The following is a 21059-nucleotide window of genomic DNA, read 5'->3' as shown; positions in this document are numbered from 1 at the left end:
GAGTCCCGCCGACGAGCAGACCCTGGACACAGCTCCGCCCCGGCACAGTGTGGGTACCGGGGCGGAGCGCTCGCCTGCGTGCGACCGTCAGGCGTTCTGGTCGTCGCTATTGGCACTACAGGACGTCGTCAACACAGTCAGTGGTGCATGGTCACACGCTGACGCACACGGAATTGACCTGGCTGAAGTGGTAGGCGGCGTGACCGCAGAACTGCGAACCCGGGCTGTAGTTCCTGTTGACTCCGTACACCCAGGCCGACTCCCAGCCGTTGCCGATCGGCTCGACGAGTCCTTCATCCGTCCATCCGCCGGAGCTGTAAGCGCCGGTGGCTTCGTAGGAGACGGTGTTCCAAACGGTGGACTTCAGCTGGACCTGCACATTGTCAACGTGTATCGAGTTGTCGGTGATGTAGTAGTTGACGCCGACGCAGATCTCAGGGGCGGAGCTGGTGCACCTGAACACGTTGGAGTCGGTCGCATTGGCCCGCGCGGTCGGCGCGGCGTTGGCGGCGCTGGCTCCCCCGGCGAGCGCTGCCCCGGCGAGGACGAGTGGGGTGACCGCCGTCGCGATCCTCTTCATGTGCTTCATGGCTCCCCTTAGCGGATCATGACGTAGCCGATGTGGCACAGCGCAGCCTGACACGCCTGCCCCGCCCGGGACAGAGCACCCCGCCCGATTCCGACAACCTGGGACAACCACGGCCCTGACCAGCGCAGACGCACAACGAAATGACGTCGCGACGGGTCGCGGGCGCCTTGCGGTCCGGCCACGCCCGTGCACTACTGCAAAACCACCGGATGCGACACGCCGCCCGCAGCATGCCCCGGACTCCCGGCCCGTGAACCTGGACCGCGGCTACGACAGCGCCACCACGGTGGTGCAGGTGTGTGATCGGCGGCTGGCCATCGCGTGCGGAGCCCCCCAACGCCCGGCCCCGCGGGCGATGGCGATGGGTACGTTGCCGGTCATCGCGGCGATGGGTGCTGCGGTGGCGAGCACCGTGAAGACAACGCCAGTCATCCCGAGGGCACCGGACTTGAGTCTCTTGTGTTCGGGCGCGGACTGTTCGCACGGTAACCCTCGGCCGTGGTCCGTGGGGCGGGTCGGCGCCCGCAGTGAGCCGCCCCACGGACCACGCGGGTCAGGACGGGTCGCCGTACTGGACGCCTCGGCCGTTGGTGCCGAGGTACACCCGGCCGTAGACGTCCGGGTCGCCGGTGACGACGGCGGTGCTGTCGATGTTGCCGAACTGGTGCTGGTCGTCGTTGATCCGCACCCAGGTGGCCCCCTCGTCTGTGGAGCGGAAGACGCCGAAGGTGTCCTTCACCGTGCCGACCAGGTAGAGAGCCTGGTAGTTCGCGCCCGGGGCGGCCTTGCCGAAGCCGACGGCGTTGGCGCCTTGGACTGTGCCGAGCGCGGTGAAACTCGCGCCGCCGTCGGTGGAGTGCAGGAGGCCCTTGGTGCTGCCCGCGATCCACAGGTCCTGGGCGATGCCCGGTACGGCCTTGAGCTGGCCACTGCCGAGCCCGGTGGCACGGGCGCTGAAGGTCTTGCCGTCGTCGGTGCTGGCGTAGAGGGTGCCACCGGACAGGGAGTAGAAGGTGCCGGCGGCCCAGCGGTCCGCCACGACGACAGCGTCGGCCGGCAGCCCGGCCACGGCGCTCCAGGTCGAGCCCTTGTCGGTGGAGCGGTAGGGGAGCTGGCCCGCTGCGGTCCACACCAGGGTGGTGCCGTTCGCCGAGACCGCGGTCGTGCCGCCGGCTGCGCCGCTGACGGGTGCCGAGGCGAACGGCGTCCACGTGGAGCCGCCGTCAGTGGAGTAGGCGCCGTTCTGGTTTCCGCCGCGGCCGACCCGGACGATGAAGGCGGGCACGCTCTGGGCGAAGTCGATGCCGGTGGTCGTGGTGAACAGCGGGTGGCTCATCGCGCGGGCCGGTGCCTTGGTCAGGTCGTCGTGGCGGAAGCCGCTGACGTCGCCCAGCGCGCTGATGACCGAAGCGCCACCGGGTGGAGCGATCAGGCCGAAGACGGCGGTCTCCTCCAAGCCGTGTGCGCCCACGGTCCAGTGGGTGCTGCCGCCGGTGTCGGCGGCGGTGACGTCGGTGCTGGTCCAGATGCCGGCGCCGGTGCCGTACAGCACACGCCTGGAGTCGAAGGGGTCGATCTCCAGCGAGCCGATCCAGTTCCCGATGCCGGTGCCCTCGTACGGTGCGGCGGAGTCGTCGCGCACCGAGGTGGCACCCAGCGCCTTCCACGTCGAACCGCCGTCGGTACTGCGGTAGATCTCGTCGGAGGGCCACCAGCGGTCCAGGGTGGCGACCATGACCGTGGACGGGTGCTCCACGTCGACGCTCAACCCGGCGAATCCGTAATTGCCGCTGGAGGGCGAGATGTTCGTCCAGGCCCCGGTCTTGGCGACGTACTTCCACACCGAGCCGCCGGTCACGCCGTTGGGGCCCAGCGCGTTGGTGTAGGTCAGGTACAGGGAGCCGTCGGAGGAGAGCACGCCGTGCTGGGGGAACTGGCCGGTGGGCTCGCCGGTGACGGTCTGCCAGGTGGTGCCGCCGTCGGTGCTGCGGTACAGGGAGGTGCCGCTGTCGGCGACTCCGACGTAGATGGTGTCGCTGCCCGTGCTGCTCGTGCCGCCGGACGGGTCGAAGGTGACGAAGGAGATGCCGGCCCCGCTGCTGGCGCCGCCGGTCACCGGGAAGCTCGCGACCTGGCTCCAGGTCACCCCGTAGTCGGTGCTGCGCCACAGGCCGTTCTTGGGGGTGCCGAGGTACAGGGTGCTGTTGTGGTTCGGGTCGATCGCCAGGCGTTCGCCCATGGAGCGGCCATCCTCGTTGCTGCCCAGCTTGAAGGGCAGGGCGGTGCCTTGGAAGGTCCTGCCCTGGTCGGCGGAGCGCAGGATCGCGCCGTTGCCGGACCAGTCGTTGGTGTAGGTGCCGGCCGCGAGGTAGAGGCGGTCGGGATCGACCGGATCGGTGGCCAGGCTCTCGATGCCCAGCAGGGTCCAGTCCTTGGCGCTGACCCAGTCGGTGAGCGGGAGCCACCTCTTGTTCGTGGCGTCCCAGCGGTAGGCGCCGCCCATGTCGGTGCGCGCGTACAGCAGGTCCTTGCGGCTGGGGTTGAACACCAGGCCGTCCACGAATCCGCCGCCGTTGATCTCGGCGTTGCGCCAGGTGTACGGGCCCGGCGAGGCCGCGGTCGAAGCCGAGGACGAGGGCGAAGACGACGCGGTGGGTGCCGCACCGGTACCGGACACCTTCACCAGTGTCCACTGCTGGTTGGCGCCTCCGTTGGAGGGCCACTGCTCGACCGTGGCACCGTCGGCGCGGGAACGGCGTCGGACGTCAAGCAGTTCGCCGCTGTTGCGCGAGGTGAGGGTGACCGCGCCGCCGGCCGTGTCCCCGATCTTCCACTGTTGACTGGCGGAACCGCTGATGCTCGACTGCTGGACCGTGGCGCCCTTGGTGGTCGCCGCGCCCGTGACGTCCAGCGCCTTGCCGCTGTTGCGGTTGACCAGTTGGTAGAAGCCGCTGTCGGTGGGCTTCAACTGCCACTGCTGGTTGGCGGTGTCCTGATCGGTCCACTGGTCGACCAGGGCGCCGTCAGCGGTCGAGAAGCCCGCCACGTCCAGTGCCTTGCCGCTGTGCACGGATATCAGCCGGTAGTACGCGGTGGTATCGACCGTCGCTGCCTCGGATCGTGGCTGGGACAGCAGCAGGTACGGCCCAACAACGGCGGGCACTCCCAGCAGCAGGACGGTCGCGCTCCACCGCCGCCGGTGACGACCGCGGGCCAGCCCGGACTTGTCACCTGCACGATGGGAGGGACGGAGGCCCCTGATGTCGCTCATAGAACACGATCTCCTTGACTACGGCGTGACGAGCCGCGTGAACTTGGCAGACCCAGGAACAGATCACTGGGTCTTGCCCTAAGTGGTCGCTGGGCGGGAAAAGGTTGCCGCGCCTGCGGAAACCCTTTCCTCACCTCGAACCGCACCGCCTGGGCCGGGACCGGACAGGGGCGTGCGGTCCTCAAGGGTGGGGTCGAGGTGCGCGGCTGTGGCGAGGGCAGCCGCCTCGGGTTCGCCGTGCCGGACGGCCTGGCGGACCGCGGCCTGCCCGGTGACGCGATCCTCCGGATCAGCCGGGGTCCTCATGCGGCGCAGGGGCTTCGAGGTCCCTGCGACACCCGGCTGCAGGGAGCTGGGCGTGTGGGCGGCGTTCAGGAATGCGTGAGCTGCAGCAGGTACTCCATGGTCCCGGTGTTCCCGGTGGTGACCATGGGAGCGAAGCTGGGGTTGGAGATACCCCAGGTGGCGAAGGTGATCTGGATGCTTCCGGCGACCTCGACGCCGGACGCGGTCCGCTGGGTGGTCAGGTCCAGGGTGACCGGGTGGGTCTGCCCGTGCATGGTCAGGTTCCCTTGCGCCGTGTAGGCCTTCTAGGCGCCCACAGCGGGCAGGGGGGCCAGGTCGACCGGTTTGGTCAGCGTGAAGGTGGCAGTCGGGTACGCGGCGGTGTCCATGATCCGGCCTTGGAACTGGGCGTCGCGCTGACTCTTGTCGCTCGCCACGGTGCGCAGGTCCACGTTGACGGTCGCCGCGCTCAGGGTTGTACCACTGATCGTCAGGCTTCCGGTGACCGAGGAGGTCCGGCCCACGGCGGTCGTCTTCTGGCCGACGAGCACCTCGCTGACCCGGTAGCCGGCCTCGGATCCCCTGGCGACTGTCCAGGCGCCGGCGACCGAGCCGGTCGCCGGCGTGGTGCCGCCGCCGGTGGCGGAACTGCCGGGCGAGGGCGCGGCGGTGGACAACGTGAGTGCCGCGGGAGCCTTGCTCGTGAAGAGGTGAATGTAGGCGAAGGGGACGCCCAGAGCCAGGACCACCAGGGCAATGACGCCACCGATGAGCCAGGTCTTCCAGTGTTGGGGTCTGCGGAGTGCAGCCATAGTGCGGAGGCCTCTCTACGGGGGTGCGCGGAGCCTGAAACGAATCTCCTAAGTTGATTAGGACTGTAGTAGCGTTACCTAGCGTCGATCAAACGCGCAGGCAGTCGGCAGGCGGGTCAGTCCATGCGAGGAGGTGCGGATGCCAAGGTTCGGTGAACTGGAGGCATCGATCATGGACCGCGTATGGGCGGCCACCGACGCCGTCAGCGTGCGGGAGGTGGTCACAGCGCTCCACGCGGAGCGGCCGGCCGCCTACACGACGGTGCAGACCGTGATGGAGATCCTGCACCGCAAGGGATGGCTGACCCGGCAACGCGACGGACGGGCCTACCTCTACCGGGCCACAGCTTCTCGGGCCGACTACATCGCACGGCTGATGGACGAGGCGCTTGCCGGGACGCATGACCGCAGCACGGCGCTGGCCGCCTTCGTGGAGCGGATGGACCCCGGTGAGGCGGACGAGCTCCGCCGGGCACTGGACGCCGCCAGGTCCGGCTCCCGGGACGCGCAGCAGCCATGATCGTGACGGCGCTGCTGCTCGGCTACGCGGTACTGGCGTCGCGTTGGCTGGTTGGCGCATTGGAAGGCGCCGCATGGACCGGGCGGGCGCCGCGTGTGGCCATCGCGGGTTGGATCTGCCTGGCCGGCTCGCTCCTGTGCGCCGTGGTCTTCGCCGGAATCGCACCGCTGGTCCCGCTGGTCCTGTTCCCGCCCGGGCCGACGCCTTTCCCTGCCGGCCCCGACCGGTTGCTCCTTGGCCTCCGCCACGGGGGAGGCCCCCCGGGCCAGGCCATGCTGGTGCTGGGCCTGCTGGTGTCCATCGCAGTGACGCTGCGGATCGTGCTCGGGTGCGCCGTCGCGTGGTACCGCGCCCGGCGTCAGCGCGACCAGCATGAGGAGATCGTCAGGGTCGTGGGCCGGCGTCTGGACGGTGCCGGGCCGGCGGTCGTCGTCGTCGACCACTGCGACGCCGCCGCGTACTGCCTCCCTGGGCGCGGCACCCGCATCGTGGTCACATCGGCGGCCCTGCGGACACTGACCGATGGCCAACTGCACGCCGTCCTGGCCCACGAACGGGCCCATCTTCGCGGACGGCACCATCTGCTCGCTACCTTCGCCCAGGCCCTGGAAGCCCTACTGCCCCGCCTCGGCGCATTCGCCACAGTGCGAACGGAGATCCTCCGCCTGTTGGAACTGCTGGCCGATGACGCCGCGGCCCGCACCGCAGACCGCCTCGACCTCGCCGAGGCGGTCTTCGCGCTCGCCAGCGCGCCCCGCACCACGCCGCTCCCGGCGCGGATGCCGGGAGCCGCCCTGGCCGCAGCACAAAGCGCGGCGGCGCAGCGGGTCAAGCGACTACTGACACCCCGTCCGCCCCTGGGTCCGGGCCCGACCGCCAGCGCCCTACTGGCCATCGCCGCCACCGCGCTCGCACCGGTGGCCCTGCTGCTCGGGCCCGCCCTGATCGCCATGTGTACCGCCTACTGCACCTCGGTCAGCACACTCATGGACCTGCTCACCAACACCTGATCCCCACAAGGCCCCAACACCTGTATCCTCGCCAGACAGCCGTCCTGCACCCGGACTGCGGGTTGCGCCTGCCGAAACCCTCACCCACGCAGGTCGTGTGCCACGAACGCTGAACGCGTACCTGAAGTACGCGCCCGACGGGGCCTACAAGGGCTTCGCGAACTGTTTCGCGAACGGCGTCCCGGCGGCTGAGGCGCGCCTGCTGGCTGCCGGCCAGCGGCCGTTCGCCGTCAGCGCGGGCTCGGAGCAGTCCGGTGTCCCCGCCTGGAAGACGATCCCCTCCCGGGCCATCGTGCGGCACGCAGGACCACGTGATCCCACCGGCCGAGCAGCTCGTCATGGCTCACCGAGCCGGGTCCCACCTGGTCGAGGTCAAGGCGGGCCACCTGTCCCTGATCACCCACCCGGGAACGGTCGCCGACACAATCATCGACGCCGCCCAGTCGGTCGCCGGTCACTGACACCCGCAAGGCGAAGGCCGACCCAGCACCGCCGGGTCAGCCTTCGCCCTCCGGTCCCCGTGGGACCTGGTACCGGTGCAGCGGCGGATAGCGGAGCGGATCGTGCCGCTGATCGGTCCCGATGCCTGGGTGATCGACGACGTCCCGTTCCCCAAGGACGGGCGGATGTCGATGGCGCATCAGTACCGCGGCGCCTTGGGCAGGCAGGCGAACTGCCAGGTCGCGGTCAGCGTGCACGCGGTGACTGATGTCGCGTCCTGTCCGCTGCAGCGGCGGTTGTTTCGTCAACCAGGACCGGGCCGACGACACGAAGCGTGGCGTGAGAAGACCGGGGTGCCCGAGGGGGTCGGGCACCGTGAGAAGTGGCGGCCGGCCCTGGATGTGCTCGACGAACTGGCAGGCTGGGGCCGGGTGCCGCCCGTGGTGGTCGCCGATGCGGGCTACGGGCCGAACGCCGAGTTCCGGGCCGGCCTGGATGCGCGTCGGCTGCAGTACGTGGTGGCGGTTCGCAGTGATGTGACCGTCCACCCGGGCGACGCCGAACCGGTCACCCCGCCCTGGTCGGGAAACGGACGGCATCCGCAGCCGCGCTACCGCCAGCCCCCGGCCGCCGTGTCCGCCCTGGCTGTGGCGGCCGGGCGGGAGGCGTTCACCGGGGTCACCTGGCGCGAGGGCTCCCGCGGACCGATGTGTTCTCGCGCTGCCTGGCACTACGGGAAGGCGAGCCTCTCGGCGCGGACGAGTACGTGGTCTCCAGCGACGGGAAGACCTCGGTCCAGGCCCGCTGCCACCCGACCCTGGCCCCCGGGCAGGCCAGGGCGATGCGCGTCAACCACGAGTACGGCCGCGGCGGCGCCCTGGCCTACCTGGCCGCCTACGACGTCCACCAAGCGAAAGTCTTCGGCCGCTGCGAGGCCACCACCGGCATCGTGCCGTTCATGGACCACACCCCCGTCCACGCCTCCTGGACCAACCAGATCGAGATCTTCTTCTCTATCGTCCAGCGCAAGGACGTCTCACCCAGCGACTTCACGGACCTGACCCAGGTCAGGAACCGGCTCCGAACATTCGAAGACCGCTACAACGCCGCGGCACAGCCGTTCCAGTGGAAGTTCACCACCTCTGGCCTGGACGAACTGCTGGCCCGGCTCGACCGACACACATCCGCCGACCGACCCGGCGGGCTGGGGCGCGTGTCGTGCCGTACGTCAGACGTACGCGCCGGGCAGGGGGGCCAACTCGTTGCGGTTGGCGCGTGCCAGCGCGAGCTGCCCTCGGACGATGATCGTCCCTAGGCGGACGACGACCTCGCCGAACGCCATCAGGACGAGGGCCACCACCCACGCCTGGCTGCTGGTGATGTCGTGTGCGGCGGAGAAGTGGGCGACTTGGGCGCCGCCGGAGGGGTGGGAGGACCACACGGCGAAGCCCAGGCGGAAACCCATGCTGACCACCCACAGCGCGGCCGCGCTGAGGGACGCCTTGATCCGCACCTGCCCGCCGGAGCAGCGGACACGGGTGAGCTGGCCGCCGAAGAGGCCGAACACGACCCCCACGCCGGCGAACACCACGGCCAGCGGCACATCGTTGCCGGCGGTCGGAATGTGGTGCAGGTAGTTGCTGGCGGCCCAGCCGATGATGGCCAGGGGCAGCAGGATCGTGCGAGCGGTGAGCCGCTCCTCGCGCATCTGGCGCAAGACGATGAGGATGAGCGCGATGTCGATGATCCAGTCGGTGATCGTCATGTCCTCGAGCATCCGCTGCCGCGCCCCGGAGTCCTTCAACCCAGGGTTGGAACCCGGGTGGAGGTCGATGCCGGGTCGTGCTCCTCAGCGGACTCCTGACGGGTCGCCCTGCGGCAGCGTCGTGAGAACGTCTGGCACCGAGGCAGTCAACACGCAGATCACAGGTCTGGTCATCGCCTGACGCCGAGCGCCGCGTGTGCGGCGGGGCCGAACCGGTCGCCGAGGTCGAGATCGTGCTGGACGACATGATCGTGCGATGCCACTGCTGACGCCGTCTGTTACCGAGTCCGCGGGACGGCCACAGTTGGTGGCCTTGCCGCTATTCCTACCGTGCACTCGCCGCAGCGACGCTCCTGATCGGTCCGTCGCGTGGATCCCTCGCCATGGCCTCACCGCTGCCCGGTGTCCCGGCGGTCTTCGTGAGCGCCGTCGATCGGGCCGCTACTGGCCTGTGTTGTCAACCAGTCCGAAGCGCCAGGCCCAGGCGATCAGTGCGCCCCGGTCCTCCAGTGCCAGTTTGGACAGGACGTGGTTGAGGTGGGTTTTCACCGTCGCCTGGCTGACGACCATCTCACGGGCCACCTGGCGGTTGTTGAGACCGTTCGCCATGAGGCGCACGACGTCGACCTCCCGGCGGGTGAGACCCTCGGCCTCGGAGGGAAGCGAGGCCGACGTGGGGGCCGGCGAGTTCGGTCCGTTGACGACCAGTTGGACGAGCCGTCGCTGGACGGCGGGGTCCAGGACGGTGCGGCCGGCCGCCACGTCTCGGACTGCGGCCAGCAGCGCTTCGCCGGTGGCGTCCTTGGTCAGATAGCCGACGGCGCCGGCCCGTAGCGCGGGTATCACCGCGTCGTCATCGGCGAACGTCGTCAGGATCAGCACCCGGGCCCCGATGCCCGCCGCGAGCACCTCGGCCGTCACCTGGGCGCCGTCCAGCCCGGGCATCCGCAGGTCGACCAGGGCGACGTCGGGCCGCTGCGCCATGGCCAGCCGCACGGCCTCGTTCCCGTCGCCGGCCTGGCCGACCACCTCGATGTCTTCGGACGAGGTCAGCAGCAGCACGACCCCGTCGCGCACCACCGCCTGGTCGTCGGCGACCAGCACCCGAATCGTCACGCGTCCGCCTTCCCTGTCCGTGCTCGGTGCCCCGACGGCGGCCGATCCGTTCGCGCGCCCATTGTCCCGCCGGTGCCGCCTGCCGCGGCGAGATTCGGCGCCGTGCCGTTCCGGGCGTCCGGCGCCTCGGTCGGCTCCGCGGTGCTCACGGTGCTCGGCACCCCGTCTGTCGCTGTGACCGGCACGCGCAGCGCGATGCGCCAGCCCGCCGCGCCGGGCGCCGGTCCTGCGGTCAGTGAACCGCCGACGGCCTCGATCCGCTCGGTCATGCCGCGCAGGCCGGTGCCGGTGCCCGTCACGCCCGAGGGGCCATGGCCGGCCGGCAGCCCGTGGTCCCGCACGACGACCCGCACCTCGCAGTCCTCCCACACCATGTCCACCTCGATGGCGCTGCCGGTGGCGTAGCGCGCCGCGTTCGTCATGGCCTCCTGCACCGCCCGGTAGACCGCGTGCCCCGTCTCCGGCGCGAGCCGGCCCGCCCGGCCGCTGATCCGCAGCCGCGCCTCACCCGGGAAGCCGCCGATCAGCCCCCTGATGTCGTCCACGCCCCGCAGCGGCGCGGCGCGCAGCGCGCCCACCGCGGCGCGGGCCTCCTGCACCCCGTCGCGGGCGAGTTCGGCCGCCCGGTCGAGCGGCTCGGTCAGCGTCGCCGGGGCGCCGTCCCGGCGGGCGATCGCCCGGACCGCCTGCAACTGCATGGACAGGCCGGCGAGGCTGTGCGCCAGCACATCGTGCATTTCGCGGGCGATCCGGCCGCGCTCCTCCAAGGCCGCCGCCTCCTGACGCGCCGCTCGGGACGCCTCCACCTCGGCCAGCAGTGCGACGGCCCGGTCCCGCTCGGCCTGGAGAGCGGCGTGCCCCACCGACGAGTCGGAGATGAACCAGGCGCCGACACCGGCCAGCAGACCGGCCAGGCTGCCTGAGATCACCATGACCGTGACGCCGAAGCCGGTCGCCACCACCGCGACGCACGCGTTGCGTACCGGCCCGGCCTGGACACACATCGGAAGGACGGCGGCGCCGACCAGCACGGGAACCTCACCCAGCCCACCCGGCGCCAAACCGATGATGGCGAAGCCGGTGCCGATGGTCAGTGCCACGCCAAGCCATGCCAGTCGAGTCGGCAGGATCAGGCGCCTCAGCAGCATCCCCAGCTCGGCGCAGGCCCCGAGCGCGCCGACGACCGGCTTGAGGGTCCCCCCGTGCGTCGCGACCACCGACACGGCCACGCTGGTCACCATGGCCGCCGCGCCGATCAGGTCACTGCGTTCGAACATCCGTCGGCGACCCGGACCGGCCCCGGGCCACGTACTCATCATTCCCGCGCTCCGTTCGCCATCGGTCAGGTCCCGCCATCCGCGCACTGCAAGTCTCACACGCAACCGCAGCGAGCCGGGTGGTCGGGCCATGCGTCACCACGGGCGTCACCCGGCAGAGCAGGAGTCTGCCGACCGGGGGATGATCTGACCAAGCCCCGGTCTCTGGGCTGCAGGAGGGCGTTGGTGCAGGAGCCGGTGGCCGCTGAGCTACGGTGATCGCCGGCAGGCGGCAGATCTCATAGGCCGTCAGGGAACCGGGGCGAGGGCGCTGCTGGTGGGGTCGGGGTGGGCCCACGCCCTCGACGTCGAGTCCGTCGGCGTCCCAGCCGACGCCACCCCTGCCGTGCTCGGCTTCACCGTGGCCGACCGCATCCTCGGCCGCTCGGTCCTGGCCGCCACAGCCGGGACCACTGCCTGACGGACAGTCAGACGCGCAGGGCTTCTCGGAGTGCTCGCACTTGTGTGGCGAGGCCGCGCTCGCCGATGGTCGTGTGGGCGAACATCAGATCGAAGCCGTGCACGGCGCCGGGGACCTGCACGAGTTCGGTGTTGACTCCGGCGGCACTGAGCCGGGCGGCATAGGCGATGTTTTCGTCACGGAGCGGGTCCACCTCGGTGGCCATGACCAGGGCCGGCGGCAGGCCGGCGAGGTCGGCAGCGCGGGCCGGGGCGGCGTATCCGTCGGGGGCACCGTCCGGGCCGTAGTATTCCCACGCGCGTTCGAGGGCGAAGCGGGTCAGTACGGGAATGTCGGTGAATTCGCGCACTGACGCCGTGGCCAGGCGGTCATCGAGCCCCGCGTACATCAGCAATTGGAATCGGATGGCGGGTCCGGCGGTGTCCCGGGCGCGCAGCGCGGTCGCCGCGGCCAGCGTGCCGCCGGCGCTGCAACCGGCCACCGCCAGTCGGTGCGGGTCGGCACCCAGTTCGGCGGCGTGCTCGACGGCCCACAGCAGGCCGGTGTACGCGTCCTCGGCGGCAGCGGGATACGGGTGTTCCGGAGCATGGCGGTAGTCCACCGATACGACGACCGCGCCGACGTCGGTGGCGTAGCGCAGTGCGCGTGCCTCCTCCGTCTCGGGCCGGCCGAAGACGAAGGCCCCGGAGTGCAGGAGCAGGATCAGCGGCTGTACCTCTGCCCCGGCTGTCCGATAGACGCGCAGGCGCAACCCGCCGTGGGTGTGGTGGTCACGGACCTCTACCCGGTCGTCTTGCGGCACGTCCGGGATGGCGCGCAGTGCCGCGAACCGTTCGGTGGTGGCGAAGATGGAGTCGGGGTTGTGCAGGAACGGGTCGTCGGTCGCGTCCAGGATCGCCTGGATCTCGCGATCGATTGCGGGGGTAGTCATGGGGCAACTGTCGCAGCGGGCCGCCCGGCCCGGGAGTGGCCCGGGGGACACCTTGTGCAACAATCGGGCCATGATCGAGGTCGATGCCCCGCACCGGGTCGTTGTGCTGGCCGTGCCGCCGGTAGTGCCGTTCGACCTGAGTATTCCCGCGCAGATCCTCACCGGCGTCGAGTTGGCCACCGGTGTGTCGGCGTATGACGTGCGGACCGTGACCCCCGACGGCAAGACAGCGCCGACGACGGCCGGGTACGGCATTGCCCCGCAGGGTGACATCGCACTGCTGCGGGAGGCGGACACCGTGATCGTCGCGGGCTCCCATGCACCCGGCCTGCGCGACAGGGGCGAGCTCGAACCCCGCACAGCCGCGGCACTGCGCGCTGCCGCGCGGCATGCTCGCATGGTGTCCCTGTGCACCGGGACTTTCGTACTCGCGGCCGCCGGCCTGCTGGATGGCCGGCGAGCCGCGACACACTGGCTCTACGCGGACCGGTTCAGGCGACTCTTTCCCCAGGTCGACCTCGACGTCGATGCGCTTTTCGTCGACGACAACGGCGTGCTGACCTCAGCGGGTGGCGCTGCGGCGATCGACCTGTGCCTGCACCTGATCCGCGAAGACTACGGCAGCGCCGTGACGAATCGGGTGGCACGGCTCAACGTCGTCGCCGCGATGCGCGACGGCGGGCAGACGCAGTTCGTCGACCGGCCGGTTGCCGAGGACGTCGGCACCTCGACGGCGGCCGCCAGGGCGAGGATGCTGGCCCGGCTCGATGGGGACCACGCGCTGAGCGAGTTGGCCGCCGAGGCGCACATGAGCGTGCGGACGTTCACCCGCCGCTTCCGGCAGGAGACCGGGCTGTCGCCAGTGGGGTGGCTGAACCAGGCCCGTCTCGACCACGCCCGGCACCTGCTGGAGGCAACCGAACTCCCGGTTGACGAGGTGGCCCGCCAGGCGGGTTTTGGCACCGGCGCCAACCTGCGGAAGCGAATGACGGCCGCCCTGCGCACCACCCCGTCGACCTACCGGCGCGGATACCGTGCCCGAGACCACACCGCACCCGCCTAGCTGGTGGTGGTTTGATACGCCGGGCAGTAGAGATCAAGTGGACAGCCTGCGCTGACGGCGTTGATCGGGGCTTGGAGCTCGGGTGGCAGGGGTGCGTTGGTCCAGGCGCGTCAGCAGCGTTGGAGGGTGGTCGAGGGGTCGAGCCAGGCTCGGACTGAGCGGATCCGCCTGGGGCCGGTTGGCCAGCCCGCCGGTCGGGGCTGGATGGTGCCCCGCCGCGTGCACCTCGCGGGACACCATCTCGGCCATTCGCGACCTCCCGCAAACCAGAACAGCCGTTCGCCATCGGTGCGCGGCATACCGTCGTGCCCGAGATCCTCACAACGGACCAGGCACACGGCCGCCTTCTCGGCCCGTGCCAGCCGAACGTACGGCCGATCCCCATGCGGCGCATGCAGCCGCCCGGCGCAGCACACGGTCCAGAGCATCACTGGCAGGTGACCATCAGCAAGTCGGCGATCTACGTATAGGGTTCGGCGGATGCAGATGAGCGTTGATGCGGGGCTCTTCGGCCCCTCTTCCGTGACCTGGCATCTCCACGCCGACCCAGCGATGTGGATCGGGGGCATCAGCGCGCTCCACCTGCAGGCACTGCACCCTCTCGCGGCTTGCGGCATCGTGCAGAACTCATCCTTCGAAGAGGACCCCTTCGGCCGACTTGTGAGCACCGGCGCGTTCATCGTGCAGACCACGTGGGGCACGCGAGCACAGGCGGAGCAGGCCGGAGCCCGGGTCCGGGCCGTTCATGCACGGATGAGCCTCCGCGATCCCAGCACCGGCACCATCCACCGCCTGGACTCCCCTGACCTCCTGCTCTGGGTGCACTGCGCTCTCACCAGATCCAACCTCCACGCCGTGCGGCGCAGTGGCCTGATGCTCACCTCCCGGCAGGCGGACCGCTACATCCACGAGCAGCGCAGCATCGCGGCCCTCGTCGGGCTGGACCCCACCGACGCCCCCGGATCCGTCGCCGATCTGGAGGACTACCTGACCGGGATGTACGGGACACTGGCGGCCTCCGCGGAAGCGATGGCGATACACCGGTTCCTGTCCGGGCCTCCGCTCCACGGACTGCACAGGGCGATGCGCCCGGCATGGTCCGTCGCCTCCCGGCTGGGATACTCGATCATGCCCACCGAGGCCAAGGCCCTCTACACCCGACCCGGACTCCCGGCACCCATGGCGACCGCAGGTCTCCGCGCGGCCCGCTCCGCGGCCCTCCTGGTGCCGCAGCAGCGACGTCTTAGCTTCCCCGTCCCTCACCTGACCCGGGCCATCGCACTACTCGGCGAGGCCGGTGTCCCCTCCGCCAAGCGGCTGCGCAGCCTCAGCTAGCCAGCCGGGTTCGAATCCGGCGCCGCCTACTGGCGCCGCTCGGCGTGCACAGTTCTGGAGTATGACCGAGGAGCTGCCGCCCGACGCCGCCCGGCTCAGCCCGAGAAACGATCCGGTGGCTCAGGTGATCGCCGCCGGGAAGTGGGGCTGGCGCACGGGGCCACTGCGCCTGGCGAACCAGGGCGATGGCGTGGAGCAGGTCGGCGGTGTGGGGGAGTTGCGCGTCCCGAGCGGTGCGGATCTCCCAACTGCCGGGCGCGCGCCGGTGCGCGGTTCCGAGTAGGACGGGCTTGGGATGCGCTGGCCGAGGACGGCGGTGATCCGGACGCGCCGCTCGTGTGGTACCAGCGGTTCCATGGACAGTTCCGGGCGGCAGTGGGGCCCTTCTGCCTGGATTAATCGGTGATCGAGATGACGCAGGGCAACGGATGGCTGCTTCTGGTTGGAGTGCATTGATGCGTCCGGCCGACTCCGTGGCGGGCCGCTGCGGTGATATGGCCGATCAGGGGAGGAGCTGCGCGATGGCGCAGGCCATCGTGCAGATCCGCTCATGGTCCCGCCGCCGACTGTGGTCATGGCGCGTAGGCCGGTGACAGGTGTTGGCGTCGGTCAGTAGCTAGGCCCTGAGCACTGCGTTGAGCAAGCCGGGGAAACGCGCCTCCATGTCGTCGCGGCGCACTTTGACGATCCGCTTGCGTCCTTCTGCGACGGTCCTGATCAGGCCCGCTTCCCGCAGGACCCGGTAGTGATGGGAGATCGTCGGGTTGCTCAGGCCAAGGTTGGCCTTCTCGACGATGACTGCGCAATCGACCGGCTCCGAACTGCGATACAGCTCGGTCATCAACGCTCGCCTGCCCGGTTCGGCGAGCGCGCTGAGAACGACCGTGAGATCGAAGGAGTCGACCGAGGGTTCGGGTAGTGCGCGCGGCATCCGCCGCCTCCTCATCGTTTGACGTACATCGAACTTTAGCTTACGTTCAGATCCTGCGATGCTTCGACAAGCATCAAACGATGTGTCGGCAGTGCGGCTACTCGTCCTCGCTGTCGGCACGTTCGTGTCAGCCCTGATTGAAGGAGACACCGTGCCACGTACTTCCGAGGAGTCGACCCGATGACCGGCGTACTTGTGACCGGCGGCACCGGGAAAACCGGTCACGAGTTGGTAGGACTGCTGCGCGGCAGAGGCGTGCCGGTTCGGGTGGCCAGCCGTAACCCGGCCGCCGACGACCCGGATGCGATCCGGTTCGACTGGGATGACCCGGCCACCCATCCGGCCGCTCTGGACGGACAGGACCGGGTCTTCGTGGTGCCTCCGGTGCAGAGCGTGGACCCGATGCCGTCGGTCGGACCGTTCCTGGCCGAGGCTCAGCGCCTCGGCGTGCGCAAGGTGGTGCTTCTCGACTCCGCCATCCCCCTTGCCCCCAGGGCGCCGGAACTGGCCGCCCAGGTCCGGGCCCAGTCTGGCTGGATCGTGCTGCGCGCGTCCGGGTTCATGCAGAACTTCCTGAGCCCGCACCCGCTGGGCGAGCGGATCCGGCGAGACGGTGAGATCCGCACCGCCGCCGGTGACGGCCGGGTGGGGTGGATCGACGCGCGGGACATCGCGGCAACCGCCGCCGCGGTCCTACTGCCTGATCTTGACGCAGTCCCCGGCGATCAGCGTGACTACCTGCTCACCGGCCCGCAGGCGCTGAGTTACCCGGAGGCGGCGGCGATCATCGCCGCCGGTACCGGACGGCCGGTCCGGGTGCTCCACGCCAGTGCGGACCAACAGGCGGCCGATTTGCGGACCGCGGGCATACCCGCAGAGTTCGCCGCGATCCTCGCCGACGCCGACGCCGACGCCGGCGTCCGGGCCGGCCGGCAAGACGAGCTCAGCACCGCGGTGCTCAATCTGACGGGCCATCCGCCCCGCACCTTCACTCAGTTCGTCCAGGAGCACGCGGCCCGGTGGGCAGCACCTGCCGCTTGAGTGCGGGGATCAGCCCCAATGCCAGCTGTTGCATCATGACTAAAGGCTTTCCGGTAATTGATACTTGGTGGCGCTCATTCGGATTGACCAGCAACGTCAAGAGCCAGGCGGCGCAGGTTAATTACCGGCAAGGCCCGGGCCCTGGCTCTTCGTCGTGGGGTCGAGGTGGAGATCGCATGGGCCGATGCAGTCGGCGGCCAGGGTCGCGAGGCGTGAGCCGCGGGGGCAGGCCAGGTTGGATCCCTCCACGTACCCGGAACGCGCCGCAACCGGATTCGGCGCCGGCGGCCGTTCCGGTGGTCCGCGTCCGCGTGTCACACCGCGGGCCCGGTGGATGCCGACGGTTGCGCCCGGGGCTGCTGACAGCGGTCGACGACGGCTCGGGGCAGGCGGCGCTGGGTGCGGCGGCAGGCCCGTCAGTGGGGCCGCTCCCGGGGCCACCGTGGGGAGGTAGCCCCGCCGACAGCGCGGGAACTGGCCGGGCGGAGCCGCCTTGGCAACGCCCGGCAGTGGTCCACGGGTAACGGGACGTCACGGGTGCCGGCGTCCCCCACAGCCGGCGCGGCCTGCACCAGGCCGCGCCGGGCTGCTCCCGGGTCTGCCAGGGGGGCCGGTGGTGTGTCGTTGAGGGGGCCGTAGGGCCGTCTGTAGTGGGGGCCGTAGGCCCGGCCGTTGGGCGGTGGTGTGGGTGCGGCCGGCCTGGGCGTCGTGCCTGCTCACGGGGCCTGTATGTCCTCGCGGAATCTCTGACAACCCCCTCTCAGAGCCGGTGGCCCAGCCGGAGTCGGATGTGGTGGCGGTGGCGGGGGTAGGCGCGGGCCCACAGGCTGCACCAAGGGAGCTCGAACGACGCGGGGGCCCAGTACTGGAAGGTGAAGCGCAGGCCCGCGGCGGTGGCAACGTGCGACACCTGGTTGTCGAGGAAACCCAGGCCCGGCATGGTGAGCAGGCGGCGGCCGGTGGCGTCCAGCAGCAGGATGCGCGCCTCCCAGCGAGGCTCGCCGAGGCCCTTTTCGCGCAGCAGGACCAACTCGACCGGGCGGTCCGGCCAAGGGTCACGCACGGGCCGATCGGTGGGAGCGAGCGTGATCGCGACGACGGTGCGGCGGCCGTCGGTGAGGGTCAGCGTGGTGCCGTCCCAGTGCAGGGAGGCCTCGCGAAGCCACATCTGCCGCGCGTGGCCGAGAGGTGCCATGCCCAGCATGGCCGACGTCCGCTGGGCCGTCGGGCGCACCTCGCACGGCGTGCCGAAGTGTTGGGGGGAGTCGACGCTGTGGCGGGGCACGGGCGTGCCGGCGTAGCCGGAGTCCGGATCGAAGTCGAGCAACGAGGCCTGCGGCACCTTCGTGTTCAGCTCCCGTACCGCTTCGGCCAGTTGACCGGTACGGATCCGACGGCGCAGCTCGCGTGGGGCAAGGCGCCACAGCGCAGCCTCCATGAGCACCGGGACGGGCGCGAGGGCCACCGCCCAGAGCGCGTCGACGCCCGCCTCGTGCGCGAGAGCGCCGTGCCCGGCCAGGTGGACGACGAGGCCCAGGGACGCGCAGAACGCGGGGATCGAGCTCGCCCGCAGGGCGATCCGTCGGCTGCGCGACCGCCACCGCAGTGCGTCCGGCAGGCCCTCCTCGGGCGCGCGCCACACCTGCCAGCCGGCGGCGAACAGGGCGAACGGCAAGGCCGCGGCCATCCACAGGTGTTGGGCATGCGCGGAGTGCTCGCCCACGCCCAGCACGAGCAGCACCAGCGCGGTCGCGCCGGTTGCCCCGGTGATCGTCCGCCGGTAGCCCAGCCGTGCGCGGGCCGCCCAGCGGCTCAGCGAACGGGAAGTGACACCCCACCGGATCATGCTCATAGCGACCCGTCCCCCCGAAGCGCGGTCCGCTTGTCTGCCTGCAACTGGAGTATGCACCCAGGAGGCCTGCACCGGACAGATCGACGCGTGCGGCCAGACCAGGGTGATCGGCAGCCGGGAGTATGAGTCGGGGGGAACTTCAGTTCCCGCACCTGAACGAGCGTCAGCGCAGGCTGGTGATGGGGCGGAGGCACGGGCGATCGGTCACGGCGGTATCAGGCTGGTGGCCAGGTCCGGCACGCGGCCCCGCCACAGCGCTCTCGGCGCAGCAGCCCCGACGGCGATCGCCACACCCTGGCCGCCGTCACCGACCCCGACCGTCGTGGCCACGACGGCTTCCCCGGCCGCGCCCCCCGTCGCAGCCGGTCCCAGCCGGACCCGTGTGCTGGACCGGTTTCTGCGGGGCATGAATCAGGCGGGCCAAGGGTAAGTCCGTGCAGAGCAGTGTCATGACCATGATGCAATGTTCGAATTGATTCGGATGTAACGGTATGCGGACGAGGGAGACGAGGACCCACATGCGAGTTGGGCAAAGACTGAGAGCTGCGGCGGCCGCGACAGCCCTGGCGGTTCTTGCCGTCGGGTGCACAGCAGGCGGCGGCAGCGGGGCGATCAGCAACGGCGAGAGCGCCGGCGCGAAGAAGGGCCCGGTGAAGCAGGGCGGGACGGTCACCATCGCGGAGCTGGCGACGCAGCCAGATTTCATCTTTCCGCTCGCTCCGGCGACCAACCAGAACGGCTGGAACGTCAATCTCACTCAACCCCTGTGGCCGTTCCTGGTATACGCCGGGGACGGTGCTGACTCGGTGGTGAACAAGGACAAGAGCCTCTTCAGCTCCCTTGTCTACTCCAATGGTGACAAGCGGATCACCATCACCCTCAAGAGCTGGAACTGGTCGGACGGCCAGCCGGTCACCAGCCGGGACTTCATGTTTGTCTACAACCTCCTGAAGGCGAACGCCTCGAACTGGAACGCCCACCTCGTCGGGCTCTTCCCCGAGGATGTCTCGAAGGCGTCCACCCCGGACGCGCACACCGTGGTGCTGGACCTCACCCAGGCGTACAACCCGGACTTCTACACCGACGACGTTCTCAGCACCATCCCGCTGCTGCCCCAGCATGCCTGGGACAAGACCTCCGCGACCGGCGCGGTCGGCGACAACGACACGACGACAGCGGGCGCCAAGGCCGTGTACACCTACCTGCAGAAGGAAGGCGCGCAGACGACCGGCTTCGCCACGAACCCGCTGTGGCAGGTGGTCGACGGACCGTGGAAGCTGTCCGAATTCCGGAGCAACGGCTACTACAGCTACGTACCCAACGCCCACTACTCCGCGACCAAAGCGACCGTCGACAAGGTCGTCTTCTCGCCCTTCACCTCGGACACCCCCGAGATCAACGCCCTGCGATCGGGCAGTTCGCTCGATGTCGCGTCGCTTCCGCTGAACGACATCAAACAGGCGCAGGCCCTGGAGTCGAGCGGATACTCGATCGCGAGCGTCCCCATCCCCGGCGTGGCCGAGATCCAGCCCAATCTGTACAACTCCGAGGTCGGCGCCGTGCTCCGGCAGCTGTACGTCCGGCAGGCGATGGAGTACCTGATCGACCGGAAGCAGATCGTCGACAAGGTCTACAACGGCTATGCGGATCCGGGCAACGGGCCGGTGCCGGTCAAGGCCACCGGAGCGTGGGCCTCGCCGCTGGAGAAGGCCGGAGGCCCGTACCCGTACGACCCGGCCAAGGCGAAGGCACTGCTGCAGGCGCACGGCTGGAACGTGGTGCCGGACGGGACGACGACGTGTGTCAGCCCGGGGACCGGATCCGCGCAGTGCGGGGCCGGTATCAACGCCGGTCAGGCACTCACCTTCAACCTGGCGTACTCCTCGGGCCGGGCTACCACGGACGTGCAGAACGCCGCCGTCAAGTCCTCGGAGGCGCAGGCGGGCATCACGATCAACCTCAAGTCGGAGCCGTTCAACACCCTCATCAGCACGATCGGCACGTGCACCGTGGCCTCTCACCCGGCATCCGGTTGCGGTTGGCAGCTGGCGGAGTTCGGCTACCAGCCGTACCCGCTGTACCCGAACGGCACCGGCTTCTTCGACACCGGCGGCTCCAACAACTCCGGCGGCTACTCCGACCCGAAGATGGACCAGCTGATCAAGGCCACCGAGTACGGATCCTCGACCCAGGCGTTCACGGACTACGAGGACTATGCGGCCCAGCAACTTCCGTGGCTGTGGCTGCCGTTGCGAGAAGGCATCCTGGTCTACCGGACGAAGCTGCAGGGTGTCGTCCCGCTCAACCCGTTCTCCGACGGGCAGAACTTCGAGGACTGGGCGTACACATCGTGACGGGCA

At 70.1% G+C, this 21059-nt stretch carries 19 protein-coding genes and 3 pseudogenes; 11 read left to right on the top strand and 11 right to left on the bottom strand.

The genetic code is table 11. From position 1 onward, the window contains the following. Positions 1–151: 151 nt before the first annotated feature. The 4 genes and pseudogenes from ABH925_RS31240 to ABH925_RS31225 all read right to left on the bottom strand — a co-directional run bounded on the left by ABH925_RS31240 (position 152) and on the right by ABH925_RS31225 (position 4957). Positions 152–589 carry a hypothetical protein gene (locus tag ABH925_RS31240; protein WP_370153437.1) on the bottom strand — a complete coding sequence of 146 codons (438 nt, stop codon included), beginning with the start codon at positions 587–589 and terminating at the stop codon, positions 152–154. 267 nt (positions 590–856) lie between these two features. Next, positions 857–1021 carry a hypothetical protein gene (locus ABH925_RS31235; protein ID WP_370153436.1) on the bottom strand — a complete coding sequence of 55 codons (165 nt, stop codon included), beginning with the start codon at positions 1019–1021 and terminating at the stop codon, positions 857–859. Between the two features lie 121 nt (positions 1022–1142). Then, positions 1143–3860, bottom strand: coding sequence for an RICIN domain-containing protein (locus ABH925_RS31230; protein WP_370153434.1), 2718 nt, complete (start codon positions 3858–3860; stop codon positions 1143–1145). Between the two features lie 371 nt (positions 3861–4231). Continuing rightward, positions 4232–4957 (bottom strand): annotated as a pseudogene (locus ABH925_RS31225) (YceI family protein). Positions 4958–5096: 139 nt separating this feature from the next. On the opposite strand from ABH925_RS31225, the gene ABH925_RS31220 reads away from it, so the two are divergent. The 5 genes and pseudogenes from ABH925_RS31220 to ABH925_RS31200 all read left to right on the top strand — a co-directional run bounded on the left by ABH925_RS31220 (position 5097) and on the right by ABH925_RS31200 (position 8243). Further along, entirely contained in the window at positions 5097–5477 is a 381-nt protein-coding gene (locus ABH925_RS31220) for a BlaI/MecI/CopY family transcriptional regulator (RefSeq protein WP_370153432.1), read from the top strand. After that, complete coding sequence (locus tag ABH925_RS31215) at positions 5474–6487, top strand: M56 family metallopeptidase (protein ID WP_370153430.1); 1014 nt, start codon at positions 5474–5476, stop codon at positions 6485–6487. Before ABH925_RS31220 ends, ABH925_RS31215 begins: the two co-directional genes overlap by 4 nt. Positions 6488–6825: 338 nt before the next feature. After that, positions 6826–6948, top strand: coding sequence for a hypothetical protein (locus tag ABH925_RS31210; RefSeq protein ID WP_370153428.1), 123 nt, complete (start codon positions 6826–6828; stop codon positions 6946–6948). Positions 6949–6990: 42 nt separating this feature from the next. Beyond that, positions 6991–7644, top strand: a pseudogene (locus tag ABH925_RS31205) (transposase); the annotation flags it as partial. Next, positions 7638–8243: a hypothetical protein gene (locus tag ABH925_RS31200; protein WP_370153426.1), complete on the top strand. Its 606-nt coding sequence runs from the start codon at positions 7638–7640 to the stop codon at positions 8241–8243. The pseudogene ABH925_RS31205 and the gene ABH925_RS31200, both read left to right, overlap by 7 nt. On the opposite strand, the gene ABH925_RS31195 is transcribed toward ABH925_RS31200, so the two are convergent. From ABH925_RS31195 to ABH925_RS31185, 3 genes are all read right to left on the bottom strand, one after another. After that, on the bottom strand, positions 8157–8693 hold the full coding sequence (locus ABH925_RS31195; RefSeq protein ID WP_370153424.1) for a hypothetical protein: 537 nt from the start codon (positions 8691–8693) through the stop codon (positions 8157–8159). The two genes, ABH925_RS31200 and ABH925_RS31195, sit on opposite strands and share 87 nt — an antisense overlap. Positions 8694–9134: 441 nt before the next feature. After that, on the bottom strand, positions 9135–9809 hold the full coding sequence (locus ABH925_RS31190; RefSeq protein WP_370153422.1) for a response regulator: 675 nt from the start codon (positions 9807–9809) through the stop codon (positions 9135–9137). Then, positions 9806–11086 (bottom strand): sensor histidine kinase, encoded by a 1281-nt coding sequence (locus ABH925_RS31185; RefSeq protein WP_370153420.1) that lies wholly within the window; start codon positions 11084–11086, stop codon positions 9806–9808. Before ABH925_RS31185 ends, ABH925_RS31190 begins: the two co-directional genes overlap by 4 nt. A gap of 334 nt (positions 11087–11420) precedes the next feature. Here ABH925_RS31185 and ABH925_RS31180 point away from each other — a divergent pair. After that, a pseudogene (locus ABH925_RS31180) lies at positions 11421–11546 on the top strand (YbhB/YbcL family Raf kinase inhibitor-like protein); the annotation flags it as partial. Positions 11547–11553: 7 nt separating this feature from the next. On the opposite strand, the gene ABH925_RS31175 reads toward ABH925_RS31180, so the two are convergent. Beyond that, entirely contained in the window at positions 11554–12477 is a 924-nt protein-coding gene (locus ABH925_RS31175; RefSeq protein WP_370153418.1) for an alpha/beta hydrolase, read from the bottom strand. A gap of 103 nt (positions 12478–12580) precedes the next feature. Here ABH925_RS31175 and ABH925_RS31170 point away from each other — a divergent pair, with 103 nt between their 5' ends. The 3 genes from ABH925_RS31170 (at position 12581) to ABH925_RS31160 (ending at position 15158) form a co-directional block, all read left to right on the top strand. Beyond that, the gene (locus tag ABH925_RS31170) at positions 12581–13540 is read left to right on the top strand and encodes a GlxA family transcriptional regulator (RefSeq protein WP_370153416.1); all 960 of its coding nucleotides are present in this window, start codon (positions 12581–12583) and stop codon (positions 13538–13540) included. Between the two features lie 480 nt (positions 13541–14020). Beyond that, positions 14021–14875: an oxygenase MpaB family protein gene (locus ABH925_RS31165; protein ID WP_370153414.1), complete on the top strand. Its 855-nt coding sequence runs from the start codon at positions 14021–14023 to the stop codon at positions 14873–14875. 61 nt (positions 14876–14936) lie between these two features. Continuing rightward, entirely contained in the window at positions 14937–15158 is a 222-nt protein-coding gene (locus tag ABH925_RS31160) for a hypothetical protein (RefSeq protein ID WP_370153412.1), read from the top strand. A 333-nt stretch (positions 15159–15491) separates the two neighbouring features. Here the strand turns inward: ABH925_RS31160 and ABH925_RS31155 are convergent, their stop codons facing one another. After that, positions 15492–15806, bottom strand: a complete 315-nt coding sequence (locus tag ABH925_RS31155) for an ArsR/SmtB family transcription factor (RefSeq protein ID WP_370153410.1) — start codon at positions 15804–15806, stop codon at positions 15492–15494. 180 nt (positions 15807–15986) lie between these two features. On the opposite strand from ABH925_RS31155, the gene ABH925_RS31150 reads away from it, so the two are divergent. Then, a complete protein-coding gene (locus tag ABH925_RS31150) occupies positions 15987–16847 on the top strand; it encodes an ergot alkaloid biosynthesis protein (RefSeq protein WP_370153408.1) in 861 nt (286 codons plus the stop codon). A gap of 760 nt (positions 16848–17607) precedes the next feature. Here the strand turns inward: ABH925_RS31150 and ABH925_RS31145 are convergent. After that, the gene (locus tag ABH925_RS31145; RefSeq protein ID WP_370153406.1) at positions 17608–18699 is read right to left on the bottom strand and encodes a hypothetical protein; all 1092 of its coding nucleotides are present in this window, start codon (positions 18697–18699) and stop codon (positions 17608–17610) included. 204 nt (positions 18700–18903) lie between these two features. Then, positions 18904–19029: a hypothetical protein gene (locus ABH925_RS31140; RefSeq protein ID WP_370153404.1), complete on the bottom strand. Its 126-nt coding sequence runs from the start codon at positions 19027–19029 to the stop codon at positions 18904–18906. 188 nt (positions 19030–19217) lie between these two features. On the opposite strand from ABH925_RS31140, the gene ABH925_RS31135 reads away from it, so the two are divergent. Continuing rightward, positions 19218–21053 (top strand): peptide ABC transporter substrate-binding protein, encoded by a 1836-nt coding sequence (locus ABH925_RS31135; RefSeq protein WP_370153402.1) that lies wholly within the window; start codon positions 19218–19220, stop codon positions 21051–21053. Positions 21054–21059: the final 6 nt, after the last annotated feature.

The organism is Streptacidiphilus sp. EB129 (assembly GCF_041262645.1).
Classification (GTDB): Bacteria; Actinomycetota; Actinomycetes; order Streptomycetales; family Streptomycetaceae; genus Streptacidiphilus.
The sequence above is the reverse complement of the archived record's forward strand: the minus strand, read 5'-3'. Positions and strand labels throughout refer to the sequence as shown.